At 74.7% G+C, this 20,730-nt stretch carries 20 protein-coding genes and 1 pseudogene; 10 read left to right on the top strand and 11 right to left on the bottom strand.

Annotation, left to right across the window (positions count from 1 at the left end; genetic code table 11):
* Positions 1–18: 18 nt before the first annotated feature.
* Both ACIP5K_RS25590 and ACIP5K_RS25585 read right to left on the bottom strand, forming a co-directional pair.
* Positions 19–1,233: an MFS transporter gene (locus ACIP5K_RS25590; RefSeq protein ID WP_401413038.1), complete on the bottom strand. Its 1,215-nt coding sequence runs from the start codon at positions 1,231–1,233 to the stop codon at positions 19–21.
* Positions 1,230–3,125, bottom strand: a complete 1,896-nt coding sequence (locus ACIP5K_RS25585; protein WP_401413037.1) for an FAD/NAD(P)-binding protein — start codon at positions 3,123–3,125, stop codon at positions 1,230–1,232. The genes ACIP5K_RS25590 and ACIP5K_RS25585 overlap by 4 nt, the downstream gene beginning before the upstream one ends.
* Before the next feature lie 441 nt (positions 3,126–3,566).
* On the opposite strand from ACIP5K_RS25585, the gene ACIP5K_RS25580 reads away from it, so the two are divergent.
* The 8 genes from ACIP5K_RS25580 to ACIP5K_RS25545 all read left to right on the top strand — a co-directional run bounded on the left by ACIP5K_RS25580 (position 3,567) and on the right by ACIP5K_RS25545 (position 11,586).
* Positions 3,567–4,919 (top strand): KamA family radical SAM protein, encoded by a 1,353-nt coding sequence (locus ACIP5K_RS25580; protein WP_401413035.1) that lies wholly within the window; start codon positions 3,567–3,569, stop codon positions 4,917–4,919.
* 5 nt (positions 4,920–4,924) lie between these two features.
* A complete protein-coding gene (locus ACIP5K_RS25575; RefSeq protein ID WP_401413033.1) occupies positions 4,925–5,770 on the top strand; it encodes an N-acyl homoserine lactonase family protein in 846 nt (281 codons plus the stop codon).
* Positions 5,767–7,644, top strand: a complete 1,878-nt coding sequence (locus ACIP5K_RS25570; protein ID WP_401413032.1) for an FAD/NAD(P)-binding protein — start codon at positions 5,767–5,769, stop codon at positions 7,642–7,644. Before ACIP5K_RS25575 ends, ACIP5K_RS25570 begins: the two co-directional genes overlap by 4 nt.
* A complete protein-coding gene (locus ACIP5K_RS25565) occupies positions 7,607–8,110 on the top strand; it encodes a cupin domain-containing protein (RefSeq protein WP_401413030.1) in 504 nt (167 codons plus the stop codon). The genes ACIP5K_RS25570 and ACIP5K_RS25565 overlap by 38 nt, the downstream gene beginning before the upstream one ends.
* Before the next feature lie 47 nt (positions 8,111–8,157).
* On the top strand, positions 8,158–8,559 hold the full coding sequence (locus ACIP5K_RS25560) for a VOC family protein (protein ID WP_401413028.1): 402 nt from the start codon (positions 8,158–8,160) through the stop codon (positions 8,557–8,559).
* Between the two features lie 67 nt (positions 8,560–8,626).
* Positions 8,627–10,075 (top strand): MFS transporter, encoded by a 1,449-nt coding sequence (locus ACIP5K_RS25555; RefSeq protein ID WP_401413026.1) that lies wholly within the window; start codon positions 8,627–8,629, stop codon positions 10,073–10,075.
* A 67-nt stretch (positions 10,076–10,142) separates the two neighbouring features.
* Positions 10,143–10,517, top strand: coding sequence for a cupin domain-containing protein (locus tag ACIP5K_RS25550; RefSeq protein ID WP_401413024.1), 375 nt, complete (start codon positions 10,143–10,145; stop codon positions 10,515–10,517).
* A 220-nt stretch (positions 10,518–10,737) separates the two neighbouring features.
* Entirely contained in the window at positions 10,738–11,586 is an 849-nt protein-coding gene (locus ACIP5K_RS25545) for a LysR family transcriptional regulator (RefSeq protein ID WP_401413022.1), read from the top strand.
* 33 nt (positions 11,587–11,619) lie between these two features.
* Here the strand turns inward: ACIP5K_RS25545 and thpR are convergent, their stop codons facing one another.
* Complete coding sequence (gene thpR / locus ACIP5K_RS25540; RefSeq protein ID WP_401413020.1) at positions 11,620–12,255, bottom strand: RNA 2',3'-cyclic phosphodiesterase; 636 nt, start codon at positions 12,253–12,255, stop codon at positions 11,620–11,622.
* Positions 12,256–12,583: 328 nt separating this feature from the next.
* On the opposite strand from thpR, the gene ACIP5K_RS25535 reads away from it, so the two are divergent.
* Positions 12,584–12,808 carry a hypothetical protein gene (locus tag ACIP5K_RS25535; RefSeq protein ID WP_401413018.1) on the top strand — a complete coding sequence of 75 codons (225 nt, stop codon included), beginning with the start codon at positions 12,584–12,586 and terminating at the stop codon, positions 12,806–12,808.
* A 7-nt stretch (positions 12,809–12,815) separates the two neighbouring features.
* Here the strand turns inward: ACIP5K_RS25535 and ACIP5K_RS25530 are convergent, their stop codons facing one another.
* The 8 genes and pseudogenes from ACIP5K_RS25530 to ACIP5K_RS25495 all read right to left on the bottom strand — a co-directional run bounded on the left by ACIP5K_RS25530 (position 12,816) and on the right by ACIP5K_RS25495 (position 19,188).
* On the bottom strand, positions 12,816–13,481 hold the full coding sequence (locus ACIP5K_RS25530; RefSeq protein ID WP_401413016.1) for an HAD family hydrolase: 666 nt from the start codon (positions 13,479–13,481) through the stop codon (positions 12,816–12,818).
* A gap of 141 nt (positions 13,482–13,622) precedes the next feature.
* Complete coding sequence (locus tag ACIP5K_RS25525; protein WP_401413014.1) at positions 13,623–14,318, bottom strand: endonuclease; 696 nt, start codon at positions 14,316–14,318, stop codon at positions 13,623–13,625.
* A 62-nt stretch (positions 14,319–14,380) separates the two neighbouring features.
* Positions 14,381–14,647: pseudogene (locus ACIP5K_RS25520) on the bottom strand (DNA polymerase ligase N-terminal domain-containing protein); the annotation flags it as partial.
* 46 nt (positions 14,648–14,693) lie between these two features.
* Positions 14,694–15,452 carry a glycosyltransferase gene (locus tag ACIP5K_RS25515; RefSeq protein WP_401413013.1) on the bottom strand — a complete coding sequence of 253 codons (759 nt, stop codon included), beginning with the start codon at positions 15,450–15,452 and terminating at the stop codon, positions 14,694–14,696.
* Positions 15,449–16,063 carry a class I SAM-dependent methyltransferase gene (locus ACIP5K_RS25510; RefSeq protein ID WP_401413012.1) on the bottom strand — a complete coding sequence of 205 codons (615 nt, stop codon included), beginning with the start codon at positions 16,061–16,063 and terminating at the stop codon, positions 15,449–15,451. The genes ACIP5K_RS25515 and ACIP5K_RS25510 overlap by 4 nt, the downstream gene beginning before the upstream one ends.
* Positions 16,060–16,872, bottom strand: coding sequence for a PIG-L deacetylase family protein (locus ACIP5K_RS25505; RefSeq protein ID WP_401413010.1), 813 nt, complete (start codon positions 16,870–16,872; stop codon positions 16,060–16,062). Before ACIP5K_RS25505 ends, ACIP5K_RS25510 begins: the two co-directional genes overlap by 4 nt.
* A complete protein-coding gene (locus ACIP5K_RS25500; protein ID WP_401413008.1) occupies positions 16,869–17,912 on the bottom strand; it encodes an acyl-CoA dehydrogenase in 1,044 nt (347 codons plus the stop codon). The genes ACIP5K_RS25505 and ACIP5K_RS25500 overlap by 4 nt, the downstream gene beginning before the upstream one ends.
* Before the next feature lie 295 nt (positions 17,913–18,207).
* Positions 18,208–19,188, bottom strand: a complete 981-nt coding sequence (locus ACIP5K_RS25495) for a TIGR03557 family F420-dependent LLM class oxidoreductase (protein ID WP_401413006.1) — start codon at positions 19,186–19,188, stop codon at positions 18,208–18,210.
* 353 nt (positions 19,189–19,541) lie between these two features.
* Between ACIP5K_RS25495 and ACIP5K_RS25490 the strand changes: the two genes are divergently transcribed.
* Positions 19,542–20,672 (top strand): aromatic acid exporter family protein, encoded by a 1,131-nt coding sequence (locus ACIP5K_RS25490; protein ID WP_401413004.1) that lies wholly within the window; start codon positions 19,542–19,544, stop codon positions 20,670–20,672.
* The last annotated feature ends 58 nt before the right edge of the window (positions 20,673–20,730 follow it).

Here is a 20,730-nt window from a genome sequence, read left to right as displayed (position 1 = left end):
GCCGTCCCGCTCCGCAGGTCACCGGGCGCCGCGCCGCGCCACCAGCGTGCACCCGGCCGCCGCGAGCCCCGCCGCGGTGAGCGTCCACCACATCGCGCCGGGTGCCCGGGCGAACAGGACCCCGCACACCAGGGGGCCCGTCGCCGCGCCCAGCGAGACGCCCATCTGGCTGTAGGCGGTGGCCTGTTGCTCGCGCCGCGGATGGGGCAGCCCGATCGCGTAGTGCAGCAGGCCCGCCCAGCCCCACCCCCCGCCGTAGGCGAGCAGGGCGCCCAGGGTGGTCGGGGCCTGACCGGTCCCCGACAGGAGGACCGTCCCGCAGGCGCCCGCCAGGAACAGGGCCGTCAGCGCGGGGCCCGTCGCGCCGGGACGCCGCCCCACCAGCCAGCCCGCGCCCAGCCGCACCGCGATGTTGAGCACGGCGCCGGCGGCGGCCGTCGTCCCCGCCACGGCCAGCGAGGTGCCGTGCGAGGTGAGGGACAGGACCAGGAACCCGCCCAGGCCGTTGCCCACCATGGCGCCGAAGAATCCCGCGGAGCTCAGGGCCATGAGGTGCCGGTCGCGGCGCAGCGCGCTCCCGGCCCGCCCGGCCGGCCGCGCGGACCGGTCGCCGGGCGGCGCGGCCCGCCGGAGCAGGGGGACCGCGCCGAGCGCGCAGAGCACCGCGGTGACCGTGAAGACGGGCCGCCAGCCCGCCGGGCCGGCCAGCAGAGGCATCGCCAGACTGGCGAGCAGCGTCGCCGCGGGCACCGCCGCCTGCTTGAGCCCGAAGGCGAGGGCCCGCACGCGCGGCGGGCAGCGCCGCATGAGCAGGGCGTTGGTGTGCGGCTGCGTGGAGCCGTAGGCGAAGCCGCCGAGCGCGGAGCTGACCCACAGTCCGGTGCCCGGCGCCGCCGCCGCGCAGCCCAGGCCCAGCGCGGTGGCGCCCAGGGCGACGGCCAGCACCCGCTCGACGGTGGGCGGGACGGCCGCCCGCTTGGTGACGTACGCCCCCGCCAGGGAGGCCAGCCAGTACACCGCGAGGACCGCTCCGAGCCGCGCCGGACTCCAGCCGAGATCGGCGGAGATGAGGCCGCCCGCCGCACCGGGCAGGAACACGGGCAGCGACGTCAGCACGGTCACCGCCGCCACCATCAGCGCGGCGGACGGCCCGCCGCGCGGCTCCCCGGCGACGGCCCCGGCCGGACCGGCGGGACGCGGAAGGACCCGCTGGAGCGTCCGCTGCGGGCTCACCGGACCACCGACAGCCGCGTGCGGCGCGGCGCGCGCGCCGGGTCCGGGGCGAGGACGGCGCGCGCGATCGCGTCCGCGTCCTGCAAGGTCACCGAGTCCACCCCGGGCCGGATGCCCGCCGCCGTCGCCCAGTGCGCGCCCTCCGTCGGTATGCCCAGCGCGAAGCGCCTCTCGTACGGGCGGCCGTGGCCGTCCAGGACGCGGCCGGGGCGGCGCGTCACCGCCAGGGCGCCCGTCTCGTGGGTGTCGCCGGCCGGGTCGGGCACCCGGTAGGCGGCGGCCTGGCCCGAGTCGATCAGATGGCGCAGCAGCGGATCGGACGTGGTGCGCACGTCCGTCTCCTGGACCCGCGCCTCGACGAGGGTCGTGACGGCGACGGGCTCACCCGGCACCACGGCCGAGGACACCAGCCAGCCGGTGGGCGACGCGCTCACCCGCATCCCCGGCCCCAGCGGGGTGAGGACGCCCGCGCGGATCAGGGCGGCCATCTCCGCCACCCGGCGGCCCGGCGGCCCGATCGAGAGGGAGGCGTTCACGGGCGTGTACCAGCCGGTGAGTTCGTCCCGGTAGGAGGAGCCGGTGATCCCCGAGTGGTCGACGATCTGCCGGATCTCGTTGCGCAGGTCGCGCAGCGCGTCCAGGGCCGCCTTCACGGGCTCGTCCAGGTTCCCGCCGCGGGCGAGGGCCGCGTCCCGGTCCAGATGGACGGCCAGCCACGCGGTGAACGCGGCGCGTCCGCCGAGGGCGTGCGGCGGGCAGGGGCCGGTCAGCGCGTCCCAGTCCCAGCGCTCGCCGTCCGCGATGCCGTGCGCGCGCAGCAGCGCCTGCCGGGCGGGCGCCGCCCGGGAAGCCTCCAGGTAGCCGCGCACGAAGGCGGCGACGCGCTCGCGGGGAGTGCCCCGGCGGCGCAACAGGGCCTCGTAGTAGACCAGTTCGACCTCGCGGGCGATCAACGGCCAGACGTCCGCGCGGAACCGGACGCCGCCGGCCGCGGCCCGCGCACGCAGCTCCCGCACGGTGCGCGGAGTGAGGACCAGCGGGCGGTGGCGCTCGCCCAGCCCCTTCTGGTTCTCGCCGCGGGCGTGGTGGGGCAGCCCGCGCCGGGACCCCGCGTACAGACGCGGCTCGCGGCCCGAGGCGCGGTAGGCGAGGGTTCCGTCGGGGAGGTCCTCGAAGGAGCCGCCCCGGCCCGCGGTGAACAGCGCCAGGTAGTCGAAGAAGGCCAGGCCGAGCCCGCGCAGCGCCACCGGCTCGCCCGGCGCGATCCCCGACAGGTCGGCGTCCGCGGGATTGCCGGGCGGCACGAACCGCGCGCCGCCCGCCGGACGCCGTGCGTCCCGCCCGTGCCCCGCGCCGTCCCCGGACGGGACGTGACCCTGCGCCAGGACCACCGCGTCCAGGAGCAGTCGGACGCCCGAGTCCAGCCGCAGCACGTCGCGGCCGTCCCCGGCCGGATCCAGCGCGACGGCCGTGTCCCGGTGCACGCGGACCGTCACCCGCGCCGGCGCGGTGCGCAGGACGTGCCCGAAGGCCCAGCGCAGGTAGCGGCCGTACAGCGCGCGGGTGGGGTACGTGTGCGGGCGCAGCGCCCGGGCCTCCCGCAGCACCCGCTCGTCGTGGCCCGCGCCGTCGGTGCCGAGCGACGCCGCCCACGTGTACAGGTCCGGCCCCGGCACGACGGGTCCCGCGCAGCTGACTCCGGCGTCGGTGAACACGGTGACCTGCTCGGCGACGGTGTTCATCAGCAGGTGCGGGGACTGGTCGGTGCGCCAGACGCGGCCCGCGCCCGCCGGGGCCGGGTCGACGACGTGCACGGTGACGGGCGCGCCGCCCGGCTCCTCCGCCGCGTTGGCGCACAGGCGTTCCAGCACGCTCAGTCCGCGTGGACCCATGCCCACGATGCCGACACCGAGTCCTGTTCCGAGTCGACCGTCCAAGGAGACCCCCGCTTCCTGGCCCGCGCCCGCGGCGCGGCTGCCGTACGACATGAATGACCCGCCGGGCCGCGCTCCCGCGCCGCGGCGATGGCCGAGTCTAGGCAGTTCACCACGGCCGAGAATCGCCGATTCATACGCTTCACCGGGGATTGATGCGCCGCCCTCATGAATGCCGATTGATACGGCTCCCGCATCAATGGCGCCGCGAAAGCATTTCTCCCCCTCGGACGGGGCGCGCTACGTTTTCGGGGCGGCGAGCGAAGGCGCCCACGGCCGGATCGTCGGGCCGGGGTGAATGCGAGGAAGCAGTGAATGCGCGGGAGCCCTCGCATTCACCCGGCGCCGTTCCCCGCGACGCCCATTTCCGTGCCCCACATACCCCATCCGGGAGTCATCATGGGAAGTCACGTCGAGAACCCTGCGAAATACAAGCCCTACAACCGTTCCTCGATCAAGCGGGCGCCCCAGTGGGAGCGCATTCCGGCCGAGCTGCGCGAGGACGTGGAGGTCGTCTCGCACGTCCTGCCCTTCCGCACCAACCAGTACGTCCTCGACCAGCTGATCGACTGGGACCGCATACCGGACGACCCGATCTTCCGGCTCAACTTCCCGCACCGCTCGATGCTGGCGCCCGAGGACTTCACGACCCTGCGCGACCTCATCCGCTCCGGCGACAAGCAGGGCCTGGCCAAGGAGATCCACGCGGCCCGCACCCGGATGAACCCGCACCCCGCGGGCCAGCTCACGCACAACGTGCCGGAGCTGGAGGGCGAAGTGGTGCCCGGCATCCAGCACAAGTACAAGGAGACCGTCCTCTTCTTCCCCAGCCAGGGGCAGACCTGCCACGCCTACTGCACGTTCTGCTTCCGCTGGCCCCAGTTCGTCGGCTCGGAGGACCTGCACTTCGCCGCCAAGGACGCCGAGGGACTCTGCGCCTACCTGCGCAGCCACCCCGAGGTCACCGACGTGCTGATCACCGGCGGCGACCCGCTGATCATGCGGACCGCCAACCTGGAGCGCTACCTCGAACCGCTCCTCGCCCCCGACCTCGCCCACATCCGCAACATCAGGATCGGCACCAAGGCCGTCGGCTACTGGCCGCAGCGCTTCGTCAGCGACCCCGACGCGGACGACCTGCTCCGCCTGTTCGAGCGCGTGGTCGGCGCGGGCAAGCACCTGGCCCTGATGGGGCACTACAACCACCCGGCGGAGCTGCGCCCCGACATCGCCCGCGAGGCCCTGCGCCGCGTCAACTCCACCGGCGCCGTGGTGCGCATGCAGTCGCCGGTCCTGCGGCACATCAACGACGACCCGGCCGCCTGGCACGAGCTGTGGACCGAGGGCGTCCGCCTGGGCGCCGTCCCCTACTACATGTTCGTCGAGCGCGACACCGGCGCCCGCGCCTACTTCGAGCTGCCGCTCACCGAGGCCTACGACCTCTTCCGCACCGCCTACGCCAGCGTCTCCGGCCTCTCGCGCACCGTGCGCGGCCCGTCCATGAGCGCCTTCCCCGGCAAGGTCCTGATCGACGGCACGCCCACCATCCGGGGCGAGCGGGTCTTCGCCCTGCAACTCCTCCAGGCCCGGCGCGGCCACCTGGTGCGCCAGCCCTTCTACGCGAAGTACGACCCGAAGGCCACCTGGTTCGACCAGCTCGAACCCGCCTTCGGCGAGCGCGCCTTCCCCTTCGAGGAAGGCGCCCCCACCGTCCCGGCGCAGAGCCGCCGGCTCGACCTGGTGGGAGCGTGAACCCCGTGGCCGGGAACACCCCGCTGTACGAGGTCCTGGCGCTGCGCTTCGGCACCCACGCCGGCCGGCCCGCACGCGACAACTTCCTCACGGACGAGGGCCAGTTCACCCCCGGCTCGGAGATGCCCAACGACTACTACCTGTGGGTGGTGCGCGACGGCCGGCACCTCGTCCTCGTCGACACGGGCTTCCCGCGCGAGATGGCGCGGCGGCGCGGACGCACCCTCTTCCGCGACCCGGTGGACGCCCTCGCCGACCTCGGCACCGGCGCCGCCGACATCACCGACGTGGTCATCACCCACATGCACTACGACCACGCCGGGAACCTCGACCGCTTCCCGCACTCCCGCGTCCACCTCCAGGAGGAGGAACTGCGGTTCTGCACCGGCGCGTCCATGCGCCACCGCGTCGTGCGCAGGCCCTTCGAGCCGGAGAACGTGGCGGCCGCCGTGCGGGGGCTCTACGCGGACCGGCTGGTCCTGCACCGCGGCGCGGCGGAGATCGTCCCCGGGGTCACCGTGCACCCCGTACCGGGACACACGCCGGGCACCCAGGTCGTACGGGTGCCGACGGCGCGCGGCTGGGTCGTCCTGGCCGGCGACGCCGCGCACCTGTGGGCCAACATCCGGCTGCGCAGTCCCTTCCCCATCCTGGAAGGACTCTCGCCGATGCTCGACGGCTACGACCGCATCGAGGCGCTGGCCGACGGGGACGACCACATCATCCCCGGCCACGATCCGCAGGTGGCGCTGCGCTTCCCTGCGCTCCCCGGCGCGCCCGACTGGTCCTGCCTGCACGAGCCGCCCGCCGACAGCCCCGTGGGCGCCACGGCCGCCGGAGCCCGGCGGTGAGCCCGCTGCGCGTGGCCGTGCTGGGCGTCGGGCCGCGCGGCCTGAGCGTCCTCCAGAAGATCGCGGACGTCGCGGGTGAACTGCCGCCGGGCCTGACGCTGGAGGTGCACCTGATCGACCCCGGGGACGGGGGACAGGGCGCGCACCCCGCGCGCCAGCCCGCCCACCTGCTGACCAACACCGTCGCCAGCCAGGTGTCGATGTACGCCGAGGGCGCCGGGCCCTCCTTCACCGAGTGGGCGGCCGAAGCCGGGTACCGCGCCTTCGACGCCGCCTACCACCCCACCGGTGACGACAGCGGCGAGCCGGTGGGCGAACACGCCTACCTGCCGAGGCGGTTGCTCGGCGCCTACCTCAGCTCGGTCTTCGACCGGACGCTCGGCTCCCTGCCGGACACCGTCCGCGTCGTCCAGCACCGCGACCGCGCCGTGGACGTCGTCCCGGACGGCGAGCGGCACACGGTCCGGCTGGCCCGCGGCTTCACCCTCACCGTCGACTACCTGTTCCTGACCACGGGCCACTGCGAGCGCGTCCCCACCCCGGAGGACCTCGCCCACGGCGAGTTCGCCCGCGCGCACGCGGACCGCAACCCCCACCTCGCGTACTTCTCCACGCCCTACCCCGTCGACCTGCTCCAGCGCATCGCGCCCGGATCCACCGTCGCCGTCCAGGGATTCGGCCTGACCGCCCACGACGTGCTCTCCGAGCTGACGGCGGGACGCGGCGGCACCTTCCACGGGGCCGGCGCCGCGACCGAGTACCGGCCCTCCGGGCGGGAGCCGCGCATCCTGCTCTTCTCCCGGCAGTGCCTGCCGTTCAGCGCGCGCGGCGTCAACCAGAAGGGCGTCACCGGCGGCCACCGGGCCCGCTTCTTCACCCCGGAGGCGGTACGGGCCCTGCGCGCCGCCCGGCCGGACGGCAAGCTCGACTTCGTCGCCGAGGTGCTGCCGCTGCTGGTCCGCGAGATGGCGTACGCGTACCGGACGACGCAGCTCGCACGGCCCGTCCCGCACGAGGGCTTCGAGCCGTCGCCGCGGGAACGGCGGATCGTCGCCGAGCTGCTCGACCCGCTGGGCGCACGGGAGTTCGACGGACAGGACGACTTCCGGGAGTTCTTCACCGCGTACCTCGACGACGACCTGGCCCACGCCGAGCTGGGGAACCTGACCAGCCCGGTCAAGGCCGCGACGGACGTCGTGCGCGACACCCGTGCCGCGCTGCGCGAGGCGGTCGAGTTCGGCGGCCTGACGCCCGCCTCGCACCGCGTCTTCAACGCGACGTACGTGCCGGTGATGAACCGGATCGCGTTCGGGCCGCCCCGGCACCGCAACCACCAGCTGATCGCCCTGATGCGGGCCGGGGTCGTCGACCTCGCGGGCGGACCCGGCAGCACGCTCGGCACCGACGCGCAGCGGGCCCGCTTCACGGTGCGCACCGACTACCGCGGCGGAACCGCTACGCGGTACGCCGACGCGCTGGTCATCGCCCGGCTGGACGCCTTCCACCCCGAGCGCGACCGCTCCCCGCTGACCTCCCGGCTCCTGGAGCGCGGCCTCGTGCGCCCCTACCGCAACGGCGACTTCGCGCCGGGCGGCCTCGACATCGACGAGGCGGGCCGTCCGCTCACGGCCGCGGGCCCACCGCTGCGCGGCGCCTGGGCGCTGGGCTACCTGGTCGAGGGCCCCCGGTTCTACACACACGCGCTGCCCCGGCACGGACTGGCCTCGCAGTTCACCCGGGACGCCGAAGCCGCGGTCCACGACATGGTCGCGGACACCCACCGCCGCCGGACGCCGGCGGCCACCCACCCCCACGATTCCGCGCAGGAGACAGAGCATGCCGGTCCAGAACGGACGTCAGTTTCCGTACCTTGAATTCCGCAAGCGCCACGTCCAGGAGACGCCCGCACCGGTGATCTGGCCGTGGAAGACCCTGGCCGAGGAGCTGGCGGCCGCCGAGCACTCGGAGTACGGCACGCTGACGCTGGCCGGGCCCGACGGCGGGCACCAGATCGTCCCGGGCACCTCGATGACCTTCCAGGCGGTGCGCCCCGGCGAGCGCACCACCCCGCACGCGCACTCGTGGTGGCACCTGTATTTCGTGCGCTCCGGGTCGGGCGTCCTCGTCCTCGACGAGACCTCGGAGGACGTCGGGATCGACGACGACGACATCCTGTTGATTCCCGCCTGGTGGACCCACCACTTCGAGAACCGGGGCAGCGAGGGCGATCTGCTCCTGCTGAACATGTCGAACCTGCCGCAGCTCGCCTCCCTGCACAACAAGTTCTCCACGGAGGGCCTGACCGGAACGCCGGGAAAGGCGAAGGGGCCGAACCGCTGATTCCGCGGGGTCCGCAGGTTCCGAGAAGTCCGAGAAAGGAAGAGGGAATGTTCAAGCGAATTGACCACATCGGCATCGTGGTCGACGACCTGGCCGCGGCCAGGGAATTCCTGGAAAGCCTGGGAATGGTCCTGGAGCGGGCCCAGGAGGTTCCGGAACGGCAGGTGAAGATCGCGTTCTACCACTGCGGCGACGGCCGTATCGAACTCATCGAACCCACGACGCCGCAGGCGCGCGAGAGCCGGCTGGGCGCGGGCCGCCAGGCCACCCTGGAACACATCGGCGTGGAGGTCGACGACGTGCCGACGATCATGCGGGCCGTACAGGGGCTGGGCGTCGAGCTGACCACGGACGAGCCGGTGCCCGTCGGGCCGAACCTCAACGCCTGGACGCGGCCCGCGACGTCCAGGGGCATCCAGTTCCAGCTGGTCCAGCGGGACGCCGTGTAGTGCGAAGCCGTGCGGCGAGGCCCTATGCTCCGTACATACTAGTAGGTACAGTCAAGGAGCGGATCCCGTGAAGAACACCGCGGTGCGACGGCCGGCCGAGACCGTCGCGGAACCCCAGGAGCCCCCGGAGCCCGGACGCCGGGCCGGATGGGTGCTGGCCGCCCTGCTCGGCGGCATGTTCCTCGGTAACGTGGACATCGCCGTCGTGAACGTGGCCATCCCCTCGATCAGGAGCCACCTGCACGCGACGGGCGGCGAACTCGAACTGATCGTCTCCGGGTACACCCTCGCCTACGCGATGCTCCTGATCACCGGTGCGCGGCTCGGCGAGATCCGCGGGCGCCGCCGCACCTATCTCGTGGGCCTGGCCGTGTTCACCGCGTCCTCGCTGGCCTGCGGACTCGCCCCGAACGGCGCCGCGTTGGTGGCGGCGCGCGTGGTGCAGGGGATCGGCGCCGCCCTGATGGTCTCCCAGGTGCTGACCGGTATCCAGGTCACCTTCCGGGGCGCGGCCCGGCGGCGCGCGCTCGGCGCCTACACCGGCGTCCTCGGCGTCAGCTCGGTCGTCGGGCAGGCCCTGGGCGGCGTGCTGGTGTCGGCGGACATCCTCGGGAGCGGCTGGCGGCCGATCTTCCTCATCAACGTGCCGCTCGGCATCGGCCTGCTGGTCATCGCGTACGTGTTCCTGCCCGCCGAGCGGTCCCCCCGGCGCGGAAAGCTCGACCTGAAGGGCGTGGGCCTGCTCTCCCTGGCCCTGTTCCTGCTGGTCACGCCGCTGGTGCTGGGGCAGGACGCGGGCTGGCCGCTGTGGACCTGGCTGAGCCTCGCGGCCTCCCTGCCGGTCTTCGCGCTGTTCGCGCGGGTCGAGCGGGCCATCGCGCGGCGGGGCGGCGACCCGCTGATGAACGTGTCGCTGCTCTCCCGGAGCCCGGTCTCGCTCGCCCTGGTGTCCCAGGCCGCCACCCGGGCCGGCTACTTCGCCCTCCTCTTCGTCCTCGCGCTCTACCTCCAGCAGGGCCTGGGCAGGAGCGCGGTGTACGCGGGCCTCGTGCCCATCGCCTGGGTGGCGACGTTCGCCGCGGTCGGCCCCCTGCTGGGCCGCATGGGCACGCGCGGCCGCCGGCTGGCGGCGCCCGTGGGCGGCCTGCTCATGGCGGTCGCCTTCGCCGGGATCGCGGCGGGTCTCCAGACCACCGGCTGGCTGGTCCTGCTGCTCGGCATCGGCGGGATCGGCTACGGCGCCGCGTTCAGCGGCACGCTGGCGCACCTCACCGAGTCGGTCGAGCCCCGGTACGCGCCGGACGTCAGCGGCCTGTTCAACACCACGCTCCAGGTCGGCGGAACGATGGGCGTCGCGGTCTTCGGCACCGTCTACCTGGCGCTGGCCGAGCACACCGGATCGGCGCACGGGGCGTTCGGCACGACCAACGCCGTCCTCGCGGCGGTGTCGGTCGTGGCCGCCGGACTGGTCCTCCTCGCCGGACGGTCCGGGGAGCCCGCGCGGCGCGCCGCGTAGCCACCGCACCACCACAGCAAGTCCAGAACAGCAGCAACCCCACCACTCACATCGAGGAGCAAGAGTCATGGACGTCATTCGCCATCCCGGAGACGCGACCAAGGGGCCCGAGGAGCGCTTCCAGGGCGACGTCTGGCTGTGGCCGCGCATCGGCGCCACCGCCCACGCCGAGGTCCGCAACGTCCTGTTCACCCCCGGCTCGCGCAGCGCCTGGCACCGCCACCCGGCCGGCCAGGTCCTGCACGTCACCGAGGGCGTCGGCCTGCTGGGCTTCCGCAGCGGCGAGGTGGAGGAGATCCGGGCCGGTGACACGGTCGTGTGCCACCCGGGCGAGGAGCACTGGCACGGAGCGGGCCCCGGCACCTTCATGACCCACATCGCGGTCACCGACGGCCCGACGGACTGGAAGGAACACGTGACGGAGGAGCAGTACCGCGGCTGAGCGCGCGCCGTCGCACAGGCCCGCCGGAGCGGGGGCCCCGGACCGCGGTCCGGGGCCCCCGCTCCGGCGAATGCGGGCGGGGTAGCGGATATCGGGCGGCAATCTCGACAAATGCGTTGGATTCGAAGGTGATTAATGGGATATGGCCAGAACATTGCAGGAGTGGGACGGCAATGCCGGATGCGGATGGGTGATCGATCGTCTGCATATGCTGCTCGACATGAGTATCGAGCTGCACCACCTGCGCGGATTCCTGGCACTCGCGGAGGACAAGCACTTCACCCGTGCCGCCAAGCGGATGCAGGTGTCGCAGCCCACGCTCAGTCGCAACATACGACGCCTGGAGGAGCTCATCGGCAGACGCCTGCTCGAACGCACGACCCGGCAGGTGGCGCTCACCCCCGCCGGTGAGGCCCTCTACGGCCAGCTCAGCTTTCTCATACCGAGGCTGGAGGCGGCGCTGCGCCCCGAACCGGAGGACGAGACCTTCCGCGTGGGTTTCGCCTGGGGCTTCCCCTCGGGCTGGCCGCAGGAGGCGATCGCGCGGTTCGAGGCGGAGACCGGCCTGTCGGTCCACGTGCGGCGCCACGACGCGAAGCTGGCGGGGGTGGACCGCGGCGACACCGACGTGGCGGTGCTGCGGGGGCGGGTGCAGGCGCCCGGCATGCGCACGGTGACGCTGCTGGAGGAACGCCGGATCGTCGCCGTGTCGACGCGCTCGGAACTGGCCACGCTGGAGGAGATGCGCTGGCAGGAGATCGCGGACCACCAGCTCGTCCTGAACGAGGTCAGCGGCACCACCAACCTGGACGACTGGCCCGCGGACCGGCGCCCCGACGTGGCGGTCGTCTGCCGCAATTTCGACGAGTGGCTGGAGGCGGTCGCCGCGAACAAGGGGCTGGGCGTGGTACCGGAATTCGTCGGCCGCCAGCACTTCCACGCGTTCGTCTCCTTCATCACGATCCCGGACGCGCCGACGGTGCCGCTCAACCTGGTGTACCCGCACCACGGCGGCCACCCCCACATGGAGACGTTCGTCCGCATCGCCCGCGAGACGCTGGCGGCGTGAGCGGCACCCCGCGTGCCCGGCCGCACGCGGACCTCAGCCGTGCGCGGACCCGCCGGGCTCCGGTCCGGTGAACGGCCACGCGGCCACGTCCCGGTAGCGGATCACCCCCGGGCCGCGCCCGAAGTTGCTCGCGACCAGGTGGAGCCGCTCGGTCCGCCACGCCCGCCCGCTGAACCCGGCGAGCCCGTCGGCGGCCAGGCCCACGGAGGCCGGATCGTCGCGCCGGGCCCGCGCGAGCGTCAGGTGGGGCCGCAGCGCCCGGTCCTCGAACGGCACGCCCTGCGCCCGCACGCCCGCCCGCACCTCCGCGGCCAGCCGGTGCAGTTCCGCCAGGTCACCGTCGATGCCGCTCCACAGCACCCGCCCGTCGAAGTGTCCGCCGCCGCGCAGGGCGAGCGTGAGCGGTGGCCGCCGCGCGGCGCACGCGGCGAGCGGCGCGGACAGCAGCGGAACCGTATCGACGGGCAGCTCACCGAGGAAGAGCAGCGTGATGTGCCAGTCCTCGATGCGGTTCCACCGCAGTCGCGGGTGGGCGTCGTACGCCGGGCGCAGCGCCCGGCGGAGTTCGTCCTTGGCCCCGTCGGGCGGGGCGAGGGCGACGAAGGCCCGGACGGTGTCGGTCGGACGGGGGCGCTGGCTTTGGAGGGCGGAGGCATCGCTGGACGGCACGGAGTCCTTCGTACCGCACGCGGCCCTCGTTCGGAAACGACGGGGGCGGCTTCCCGCAGGTCCGCTGGGTCGCTCACCCGTGCGGCACCACCGCGTCGGTGCCGTCCCCGCCCGCGTCTTCTACCGTGACGGGGACGGCGTCCACCGGGACGCCGTGCCAGGGACGGTGACAGGGGAGGAACCGAATGCAGGGTCGACACGGCCGGCGCGGCGTGCTCGGAGCCGCACGGAGACCGGCCGCGCAGGGACTGGCCGCGCAGGGATTGGCCGCGCAGGGATCGGCCGCACCGGGACCGGCGTCGGGGCGGCCGGGGACCGGGCGGCCGGCGTGAGCGCGCCCGATCAGGACGCGGTCTCCCAGGCGGAGGCCGCCGCGGCGTTCCTGGCCGCACAGCAGATCACCGAGCGGGCCTGCGCCGAGTGCGGGACCAGCATCGCGGGGGTCAACGGCCGGTACGCCTGCGGCGGCTGCGGCTGGACGAACCACTGGTCGGACGGCCTGTCGCAGCTCCCCGAGGGGAGCGACGGCACCGGACCGCCGCCCGCCCGGTGACCCGCCCTCAGGCTCCGCCGAACGGGCTGCGGCCGAGACCCGCCAGCAGCTCCGCGGTGTCCGCGTAGACCTCCGCCGCGCCCGCCTCCTCCAGCGCGGCCCGGCTCACCCCGCCGCTGAGCACCGCCACCGGCGTGACCCCCGCACGGCTCGCCGCGCGCATGTCCCACACCGAGTCGCCCACGAAGACGCTGTCCTCGGCGCGCGCCCCCGCCAGCTCCAGCGCGTGCTCGACCGGCTCGGGCGCCGGTTTCCCCTCCTCCACATCGTCGGCGCTCGCGGTCGCGGCGATGACGTCGTCCGCGTCGATCGCCCCGCGCAGAGCGTCGAGTTCGGGGCCGCCGGCCGAGGTGGCCAGGACGACCGTCCACCCCTCGCCGTGCAGGCGGCGGAGCAGATCCGCCGCCCCGTCGAAGGGGGCGAGGCGCTCGAACCAGGTGCCGTACAGGGCCTTGTGGCCCGCGCTGACGGCGTCGTCCCCGTCCCGGTCGCGGTCCTCGCCCAGCAGGTGGTCGAGCAGATCGCCGCCACCGAGGCCGATGGCGCCGTGGACGGCGGTCATCGGCACCCGGTGCCCGGCCTGGCGCAGCGCCTCCCACCAGCACACCGCGTGCAGGTAGTTGGTGTCGACGAGCGTTCCGTCCACGTCGAACACAGCGGCTCGTGCACTCACGGGGTCTCCTTCACAGGGGTTTCCGGTTCACAGCGGTTTCTGTCCACCGCGGTCTTCAGTCGGTATCGGTCATCGGTCATCGGTGTCGGTCATCGGTATCGGTGTCGGTATCGGTCAGCGTCCGCGCCCGCCGTGTTCGCGTCACCGCGCGGCGCCCCCGTCCGGCCGGCGCGCGCCGTGCGCCCGGTCCAGGCAGTCGTCGACCACCCGCTGGTCGAGGGCGGCCCGGACGAGCGCCGCCGCCAGCACCCCCGGGGAGGCGTCGCCCGCGAGGCGGACGAGCGCGTCGGGATCGGTCGGCAGACCGAGGCGTTCGGCGCCGCCCAGGGCCTTCGGGTCCAGGAACGGCGCGTACTCGGGCCAGACGTCCTGCACCTCGCGCAGGAAGACGGCGGAGCCGGTCGCGCCGATGCCGGGCATGCGGCGCAGCAGCGCGCGCAGCGCGTCGGGGTCCCCGTCCGCCCGCTCGCGCAGCGTCCGCAGGTCTCCGCCGAACTCGCCGAGGACCAGCCGCGCGCCGTCCCCGAGCCGGGTCGCCGTCCGCTCGTCGTAGCGGCGGTAGCCGCCCGCGCCCAGGGCGTCGACGCGCCGCTGCCGGGGCGCGTCCGCCATCCGGCGGGGATCGCGCAGCCCGGCGTCGTACAGGGCCCGGGCCGTCGCGACCGCGACCGAGGCCCGGATCCGCGCGCCGAGCAGGAGCGCGAGCACCAGCGTGCGGTAGAGCGGCTGCGGCGTGTTCCGCAGCCGGATGCCCGCCTCGGCGGCGTAGGTCCGGCCGTGCTCGCGCAGCAGGACCCCCAGGACGTCCCGCGGCGCTGTCCGTCGCTGTCGGCTCATGACCGGGTCCGCTCCCCGTCCCCCTCCGCCGCGGCGACCTGGCGCAGGGTGCGGCCGGTGCGCGCCGAGCGGGCCCGCCGCGGGTCGGGGGAGGGCCCCTTGGGGACGGACCAGGACCTGAGCACCCCGTCGACCTCCAGCCGGAAGTCGAAGTGCAGGGTGCTCGCGTCGTGGATCTGGACGACGAACACCGGTTCCGACGCCCGGCCCCGCGCGTCCGGGTCCCGCGCGTCCCGCGCGTCCGGTGCGCCGGGCTCTCCGCGCGGCTCCTTCGTACGGTCGAAGTGCCGCTTGCCGTGGTAGGCCCGCAGGCCGTCCCGCTCGCTCACGGCGACCTCCTCCGTTCCGGTCGTGGACACCGGCTCTCCCTGTCGTTCAACGGTCACACGCGTACGGGACCGGGGCGAGCGGCACGGTCGCGGCCCGGTCCGCCGACCGCTCCAGGGCGGCGAGCAGGTCGGCCAGGCCGCCCGGAGCGCGGCCGCGCAGCCGGTCCGCCGTGCGGACGGGGTGGTCGTCGGCGCGGGCGATGCGGTGGCCCGTCGCCGCCAGCCGCGCCACGAGATCGCGGTCCTCGCCGCTGGTGAGCGGCGCGAAGCCGCCGACCCCTAGATAGGCGGCGGCGGACACGCCCATGTTGGCGCCGTGCACGTGCGGGTGCTCCCAGGGGATCCCGGGCGCCGGGCGGGTGCGGTGGTACAGGGCGTCGTGCCGGTTGCGCACGTGCCGGTGGCCGGGGTGTCCGGGGGCGAGCCGGATGGTGCCGAGGACGGCGTCGTGGCCGCGCCGGGCCCAGGCGGTCTGGCGGGTCAGCCAGTGCGCGGGCACCGTCGAGTCGGCGTCCGTCATGGCCAGCCACGGATGGGGCCCCGCGTCCTCCAGCAGCTCCAGGGCGCGCAGCACACCGGCCGCGCGCGCGGCGCCCACGGCGTGCCGGTCGATCCGTACGACGTGCGCGCCCTCCCGGGCGGCGAGGGCCGCCGTGTCGTCCGTGCACGCGTCGGCGACCACCACGGTCACCACGGGCAGCGGCGCCATCCGGGCCGCCGCCGTGCGGATGGCTCGTACACACGCGACGATCCGGTCCCCCTCGTCGTGGGCGGGGACGACCACCGCCACGGCGGACACGCTCATATCAGGCCCTCGGCGCCGGCCGGCGACAGGGCGGCGCCCGGACCGGCGGCGCGCTCGTGCACGGTGAGGGTGAAGTCCGGGTCGTCGTAGCGGGCCAGCGGGCGCAGCTCCGGCAGCGTGCCGAGCTGCTCGGCGATCTCCGTGCCGGTGCAGGTGTGCTCGGCGACCGGATGGTTCCAGTGCACGGTGACCAGGTGTCCGCCGGGGCTCAGGCTCCCGACGCCGCGCTCCAGGATGCGGGCGCGGGTCGCGGCGTCGAAGTAGTAGAGGAGCTCCGAGAGGACGATCAGGTCGAAGGGGTCCGCGGGCCACTCCTCGGGCACCGCCATGTGCCGCACCGTCGCGTGCGGGTGGCCGGCGAGGCGGCGCGCGGCGGTGTCGACGGCCGGGCGGACCCGGTCGGTGGACAGCAGGGCGTCGCAGCGCCCGGCCAGGAGTTCGCTGAGGACGCCGACGGAGCAGCCGGGCTCGAAGGCGCGGCGGTAGCGGGCGCGGGGGAGCGCCGCGACGGTCAGGCCGTACTTGCGCCGGTCGTACCAGCGCTCGGCCAGGTGCCAGGGGTCGGTGCCGTGGGCGTACTGGCCCTCGAAGTAGCTGACGGGGGTGTTCAACGCATCACCGTTTCGAAGGTGCGGGTGTGGTGGGCGATCTCCTGCGGCGGCAGCACGGGCGCGCTTCCCGTGCCCCGCGGTTCCAGCTGGCTGGTGAAGCGCGTCAGCGCGGCCCGCTTGCGGGCGAGGTCCGCCCCGGCGAGCGGCAGGACGCCGGCCCGGTGCCACGGGACGCGGGGATCGCCGGGGCGGGCCCAGTGCCACATCCACACCGGGTACGTCCACACCGTGACGCCGTGGTCGCCGCCCGCCCGCCGGGCGGCGCGTCCGGCCGCCTCGTGGTCGCTGTGCAGATCGCCCTCCCACGGCGCCAGGCACAGGGCGGCCCCCGCCCGCGCGACGACCTCGCCGACGACCGTACGGGCGTGCTCCTCGTGCCGGTCGAGTGCGGTGTCGGGCAGCCCGGCGTGCACCGGGTCCGGCAGCGGGCCGAGTTCGCGCAGCGCCGCGGCGAGTTCCGCGCGGCGCCGCGCGGCCAGCCGGCCCGTCGTCGCGGTGTCGCCGGGGCCGTGCGAGGCCTCGCCGTCGGTCAGGCACACGATGTGCACGGGCACGCCCGCCGCGCGCAGGCCCGCGACGGTGCCGCCGCAGCCCAGCACCTCGTCGTCGGGGTGGGCGGCCACCACCACGACCGGCCCCTCGGGGACCCGCAGCCGGGGCAGCGCCCGCGGCAGGTCCGCCGCCCGCCAGTCGGCCTCGGGGGTGCCGTCCGCGTCGATCAGCGCCGCGGCCTCCCGCCGGGCGGCGGTGTCCGGACCCATGTCCGTGTCCATGTCCATGTCCGTGCCCGTGTCCGGGGTCCCGCTCACCGGTCCGCTCCCGGCGTGTCCTGCGCCACGAGCCGGCCCAGCTCGGCGAGGTTGCTCTCGGCGTGGTGCTGACGCACGTACACCGTCAGGTCCGCCACCGCCCGCGCGTGCCGTTCGTCGTGGCACAGCGGTCCGGCGCCCGTCGCGCGGCCCACGTGGCCCATCACCTCGGTGCACACCCTCTCGACCAGTGCCCGCACCCGCAGGCCGCGCAGCCGGGCCTCCCCCCGCCGGTCCAGCGGATCGGCGTCGATCGCGTCGCCCGCCTCCCGCACCATCGTCCCGGCGGTGTGCAGGAGCAGGTCCACCGAGCCCAGGTGGGCCGCGGCGTGGTCGTTGAGCCCGCCGCCCGCGGCCCGGTCGTAGAGGGCGGTGGCGACGGCCTGCGCGCCGCCGAGCCAGCAGGCCGCCACGCCGATCCCGCCGTGCAGGAAGCCGGGACGGTCCAGGTAGCCGTCCGGGCCGCCGACGGCCCGCGCGGGGACGTCGGCGAAGGTCACGTCCAGGGTGTCGCTGCCCCGCATGCCGACCGCCGGCCAGGTCCCGTCCACGGGCCGTACCCCGGGGTGGCCGAGCGCCACCGCGAAGAGGCGGTAGCCGTCGTCGGCGTCGGCGGTCACCAGGGCGTGCGTGCAGGACCTGGCGCCGGAGCAGTACGGCTTGAGGCCGCTCAGCAGCCAGCCCTGCCCGGTCCGCCGCGCCCGCACGCCGGGGCCCGGGGGACGGGCCGCCCACACGCCCCAGCGCTCGTCGGGCGCGGGCAGCGTCCCCTCCGTCTCGTGCAGGATCGCGGCCGCGTCGAGATGGCCCTCGGCCAGCCGCGCCAGCGACAGGTCCCGGCGGCCGAGACCGGCCAGCGCCGCGAAGCGGCGGGCGGTCGCCCGGCCGGGCAGCGGCACGTCCGCGGCCTCCTTGGCCACGAAGTCCGCGAACAGCTCACCCGCCCGTGCCTCCGGGGTGGCCGGGGGCGGGCCGTCCCCCTCTCCGGGGTGGTCGGTCCCGTGCGGGAGGTGTCCCTCCTCGCGATGGTCGGTCGTCACGCGGTCCTCCTGTGTCTCGTCGGCGTCCCGTCGCTTGCGGTGGACGTCCCCCGCCCCGCGGGCCGGCCGGTCCCGGTGATCGCGTCCGGGGCGTGAGCTGGGTGCCCTCACGGCGGCGTCCGAAACAGCGCCCGGCCCTTCCGCGAACCGGTGCGCGGGCCCGTCGCCCGCTGGTCGGCCCGGTGGGCCGCCGGTTCGCCGTGCCCGTCGGCGTCCCCGTCGGCGTCCGTCGGCGTCCGGGGTGCCCCGGACGACCGGCGGACGGCGGGCGCGCCGGCCGGACCCGTCGGCGGTGTCAGGACCCGGTGCCGGACGGGGTCAGCCGGCGGATCCGGGCGTCGAGTTCCCGCTGGTAGAAGTCGATGAAGCCGTCCGGGTCCGGGCCCGCGTTCTGCATGACCAGGTGGTCGAAGCCGGCGTCGACGAAGGGCTGGGCCGCGGCGAGGAAGTGCTCCGGGTCGGTGCCGCAGGCGAACTTCTCCCGGATGTCCTCCTCGCGCACCGTCTCCGTGGCCGCCGCGAAGTTCACGGGGTTGGGCAGCTCGCTCATGACCTTCCAGCCGGTCAGCGCCCACCGCGAGGTCTCCAGCGCGGCCTTCGCCGCCGTGTGCTCGTCGGGGGCCCAGGCCAGCGGCACCTCGGCGTAGCGGGGGCCGGTGCCGCCCGCCTCCTCGTAGTGGCGGGTGATGGCCGGCTTGGCCTCGGTGGCGAAGAGGCCGTCGCCCAGCTCGGCGGCGAGCCGCGCGGAGGGCGGACCGCTGGCGGCCACCGCAATGCGCGGAAGCTCGTCGGGGAGGTCGAAGACCCGGGCGTCGTGCAGCTGGAGGTACGTGCCCTCGTAGGACCGGTAGCCGCCGCTCCACAGCAGCCGGATGATCTCCAGGGCCTCCCTGAGCATGGCGTGCCGGGGCGGCACGGTCTGCGGGAAGCCGGGGCCGACGATGTGCTCGTTGAGCCGCTCGCCGGAGCCGACGCCGAGGACGAACCGGCCCTCCGACATCAGCGCCAGCGTCGCGGCGGCCTGCGCGATGATCGCCGGGTGGTAGCGGACGGTCGGACAGGTCACCCCGGTGGCCAGGCCGATCCGCGTGGTCCTGGCGGCGATGCCGCCCAGGACGGACCAGGCGAACGGCGAGTGGCCCTGGTTGTCGAGCCACGGGTGGTAGTGGTCGCTGATCTCCACGAAGTCGAAGCCGGCCTCCTCGGCCAGCACCGCCTGCCGGATCAGTTCCGCGGGCCCGAAGGCCTCGGCGGCGAGCTTGTAACCGACCTGCACGGGTCTCGTCCTTCCGATCGCGAAGTAGTGCCGAACGCGCCGCGCGCTCCGGTGCCGCCTGCGGCGACGGGGACTGCGCGGGGCTCAGCCGTTCAGGTTTCCACCACTTTTCCTTCCAAACAGGACTTCCTACTCTCGTCGCTGTCGCGGCTCCCCGCACCGGGAGCCCGCGTCATGGCCGGGGAACGGGGAAAGCGGGCGCGGAGGCGGCCCGTCCGGCGCTGTCGCCCGCGTCACGGTTTGCTCAGATTTGCAAGGGTTACTTGTGGTGACCTGGTCCTCGATCCGGAGGGCCGCCGGACGAGAGGCAGTCGGGGCGCGTGGTGGAGCGGATTCGCGGAGGATGGGCGTGGGTGCGGCGGGCGGCGGGCTCGTCGGGGCACGAGCGCGACACGGCCCTGCTCATCGGCAAGTGCGTGGTGGCCGCCACCCTGAGCTGGTGGATCGCCCATGCCGTGCTGGACGCGACGTCACCGGCGTTCGCACCGTTCTCCGCCGTACTGACGATGAACGTGACCGTGTCGAAGTCGGTGTGGCAGACCCTGCGCTACATCGCGGCGGTCGTCGTCGGCGTGGCGGTGCAGGCGGCGATCGGCTTCACGGCCGGGCCGGACCTCTTCGCGTTCGTCCTGGTCGCCGTCATCGCCCTCACGCTGGGCCAGTGGCAGGCCCTGGGCGAGCAGCGGTCGCAGGTGGCCACGGCGGCCTTCTTCGCGTTCTCCACCTACACCTCGGCCGCCACCAACGCCGACCGGGCCGCCCAGCTCGGGCAGATCATCCTCCTCGTGCTCATCGGCTGCGGCATCGGCATGGCCGTGAACCTGAGCATCGCCCCGCCCCTGCGCTACCGCAGCGCCGAACAGGGCCTGCACGCCCTGGCGGGGGAGATGGAGTCGCTCCTCGACGACATGGCCGACGGCCTGTGCAGCGGCGACGTGGACGCCGAGCGCGCCGAACGCTGGGTGGCCTCCGGCGAGCGGGTCCAGGCCGCGGTGGGCCAGGCCCGCGCGGGCCTGGAGATGGCGGAGAGCAGCGTGTCCCTCAACCCCCGCCGGTTCCTGCCCGCCCACCGCAGCTACCTCACGTTCACCCGGTACCGCCAGAGCCTGAGCGCCATGGAGCGCGCGGTGTACCAGCTGGGGTCGCTGACCCGGAGCCTGGGCCGCTGGAGCGAGAGCGAGAACACGTACACGTACGGTCCGGCGCTCACCGCCTACGCCGACTTCGCCGGACGGCTGCGCGACATCGCGCACGTCATCGCCGAACTCGACACCGACACCCTGGCCGAGCAGGCCGACGAGATGTGCCGGCTCGCCACCCTCGCCCAGAAGGCGCTCCAGAACGTCCTCGACGCCGCCGACGAGTACGGGCTGCCGCTGGCGGACGCGACCCGGCCCTACGGCGTGCTGATCGTCGAGGCGACGCGCCTCATGGAGGAGTTCCAGAACACGTGTGACGTCCTCAAGGACACGACCGAGGACTGACGGCCGCCCCGCCGACGGCACCCGTCACCCGGACGGGTGAATCGGCCGGTGGGCGGAC

Source organism: Streptomyces sp. NPDC088785 (genome assembly GCF_044750685.1).
Lineage (GTDB): Bacteria > Actinomycetota > Actinomycetes > Streptomycetales > Streptomycetaceae > Streptomyces.
Note: the sequence above shows the minus strand (reverse complement) of the source record. Positions and strands in the feature narration are given on the sequence as shown.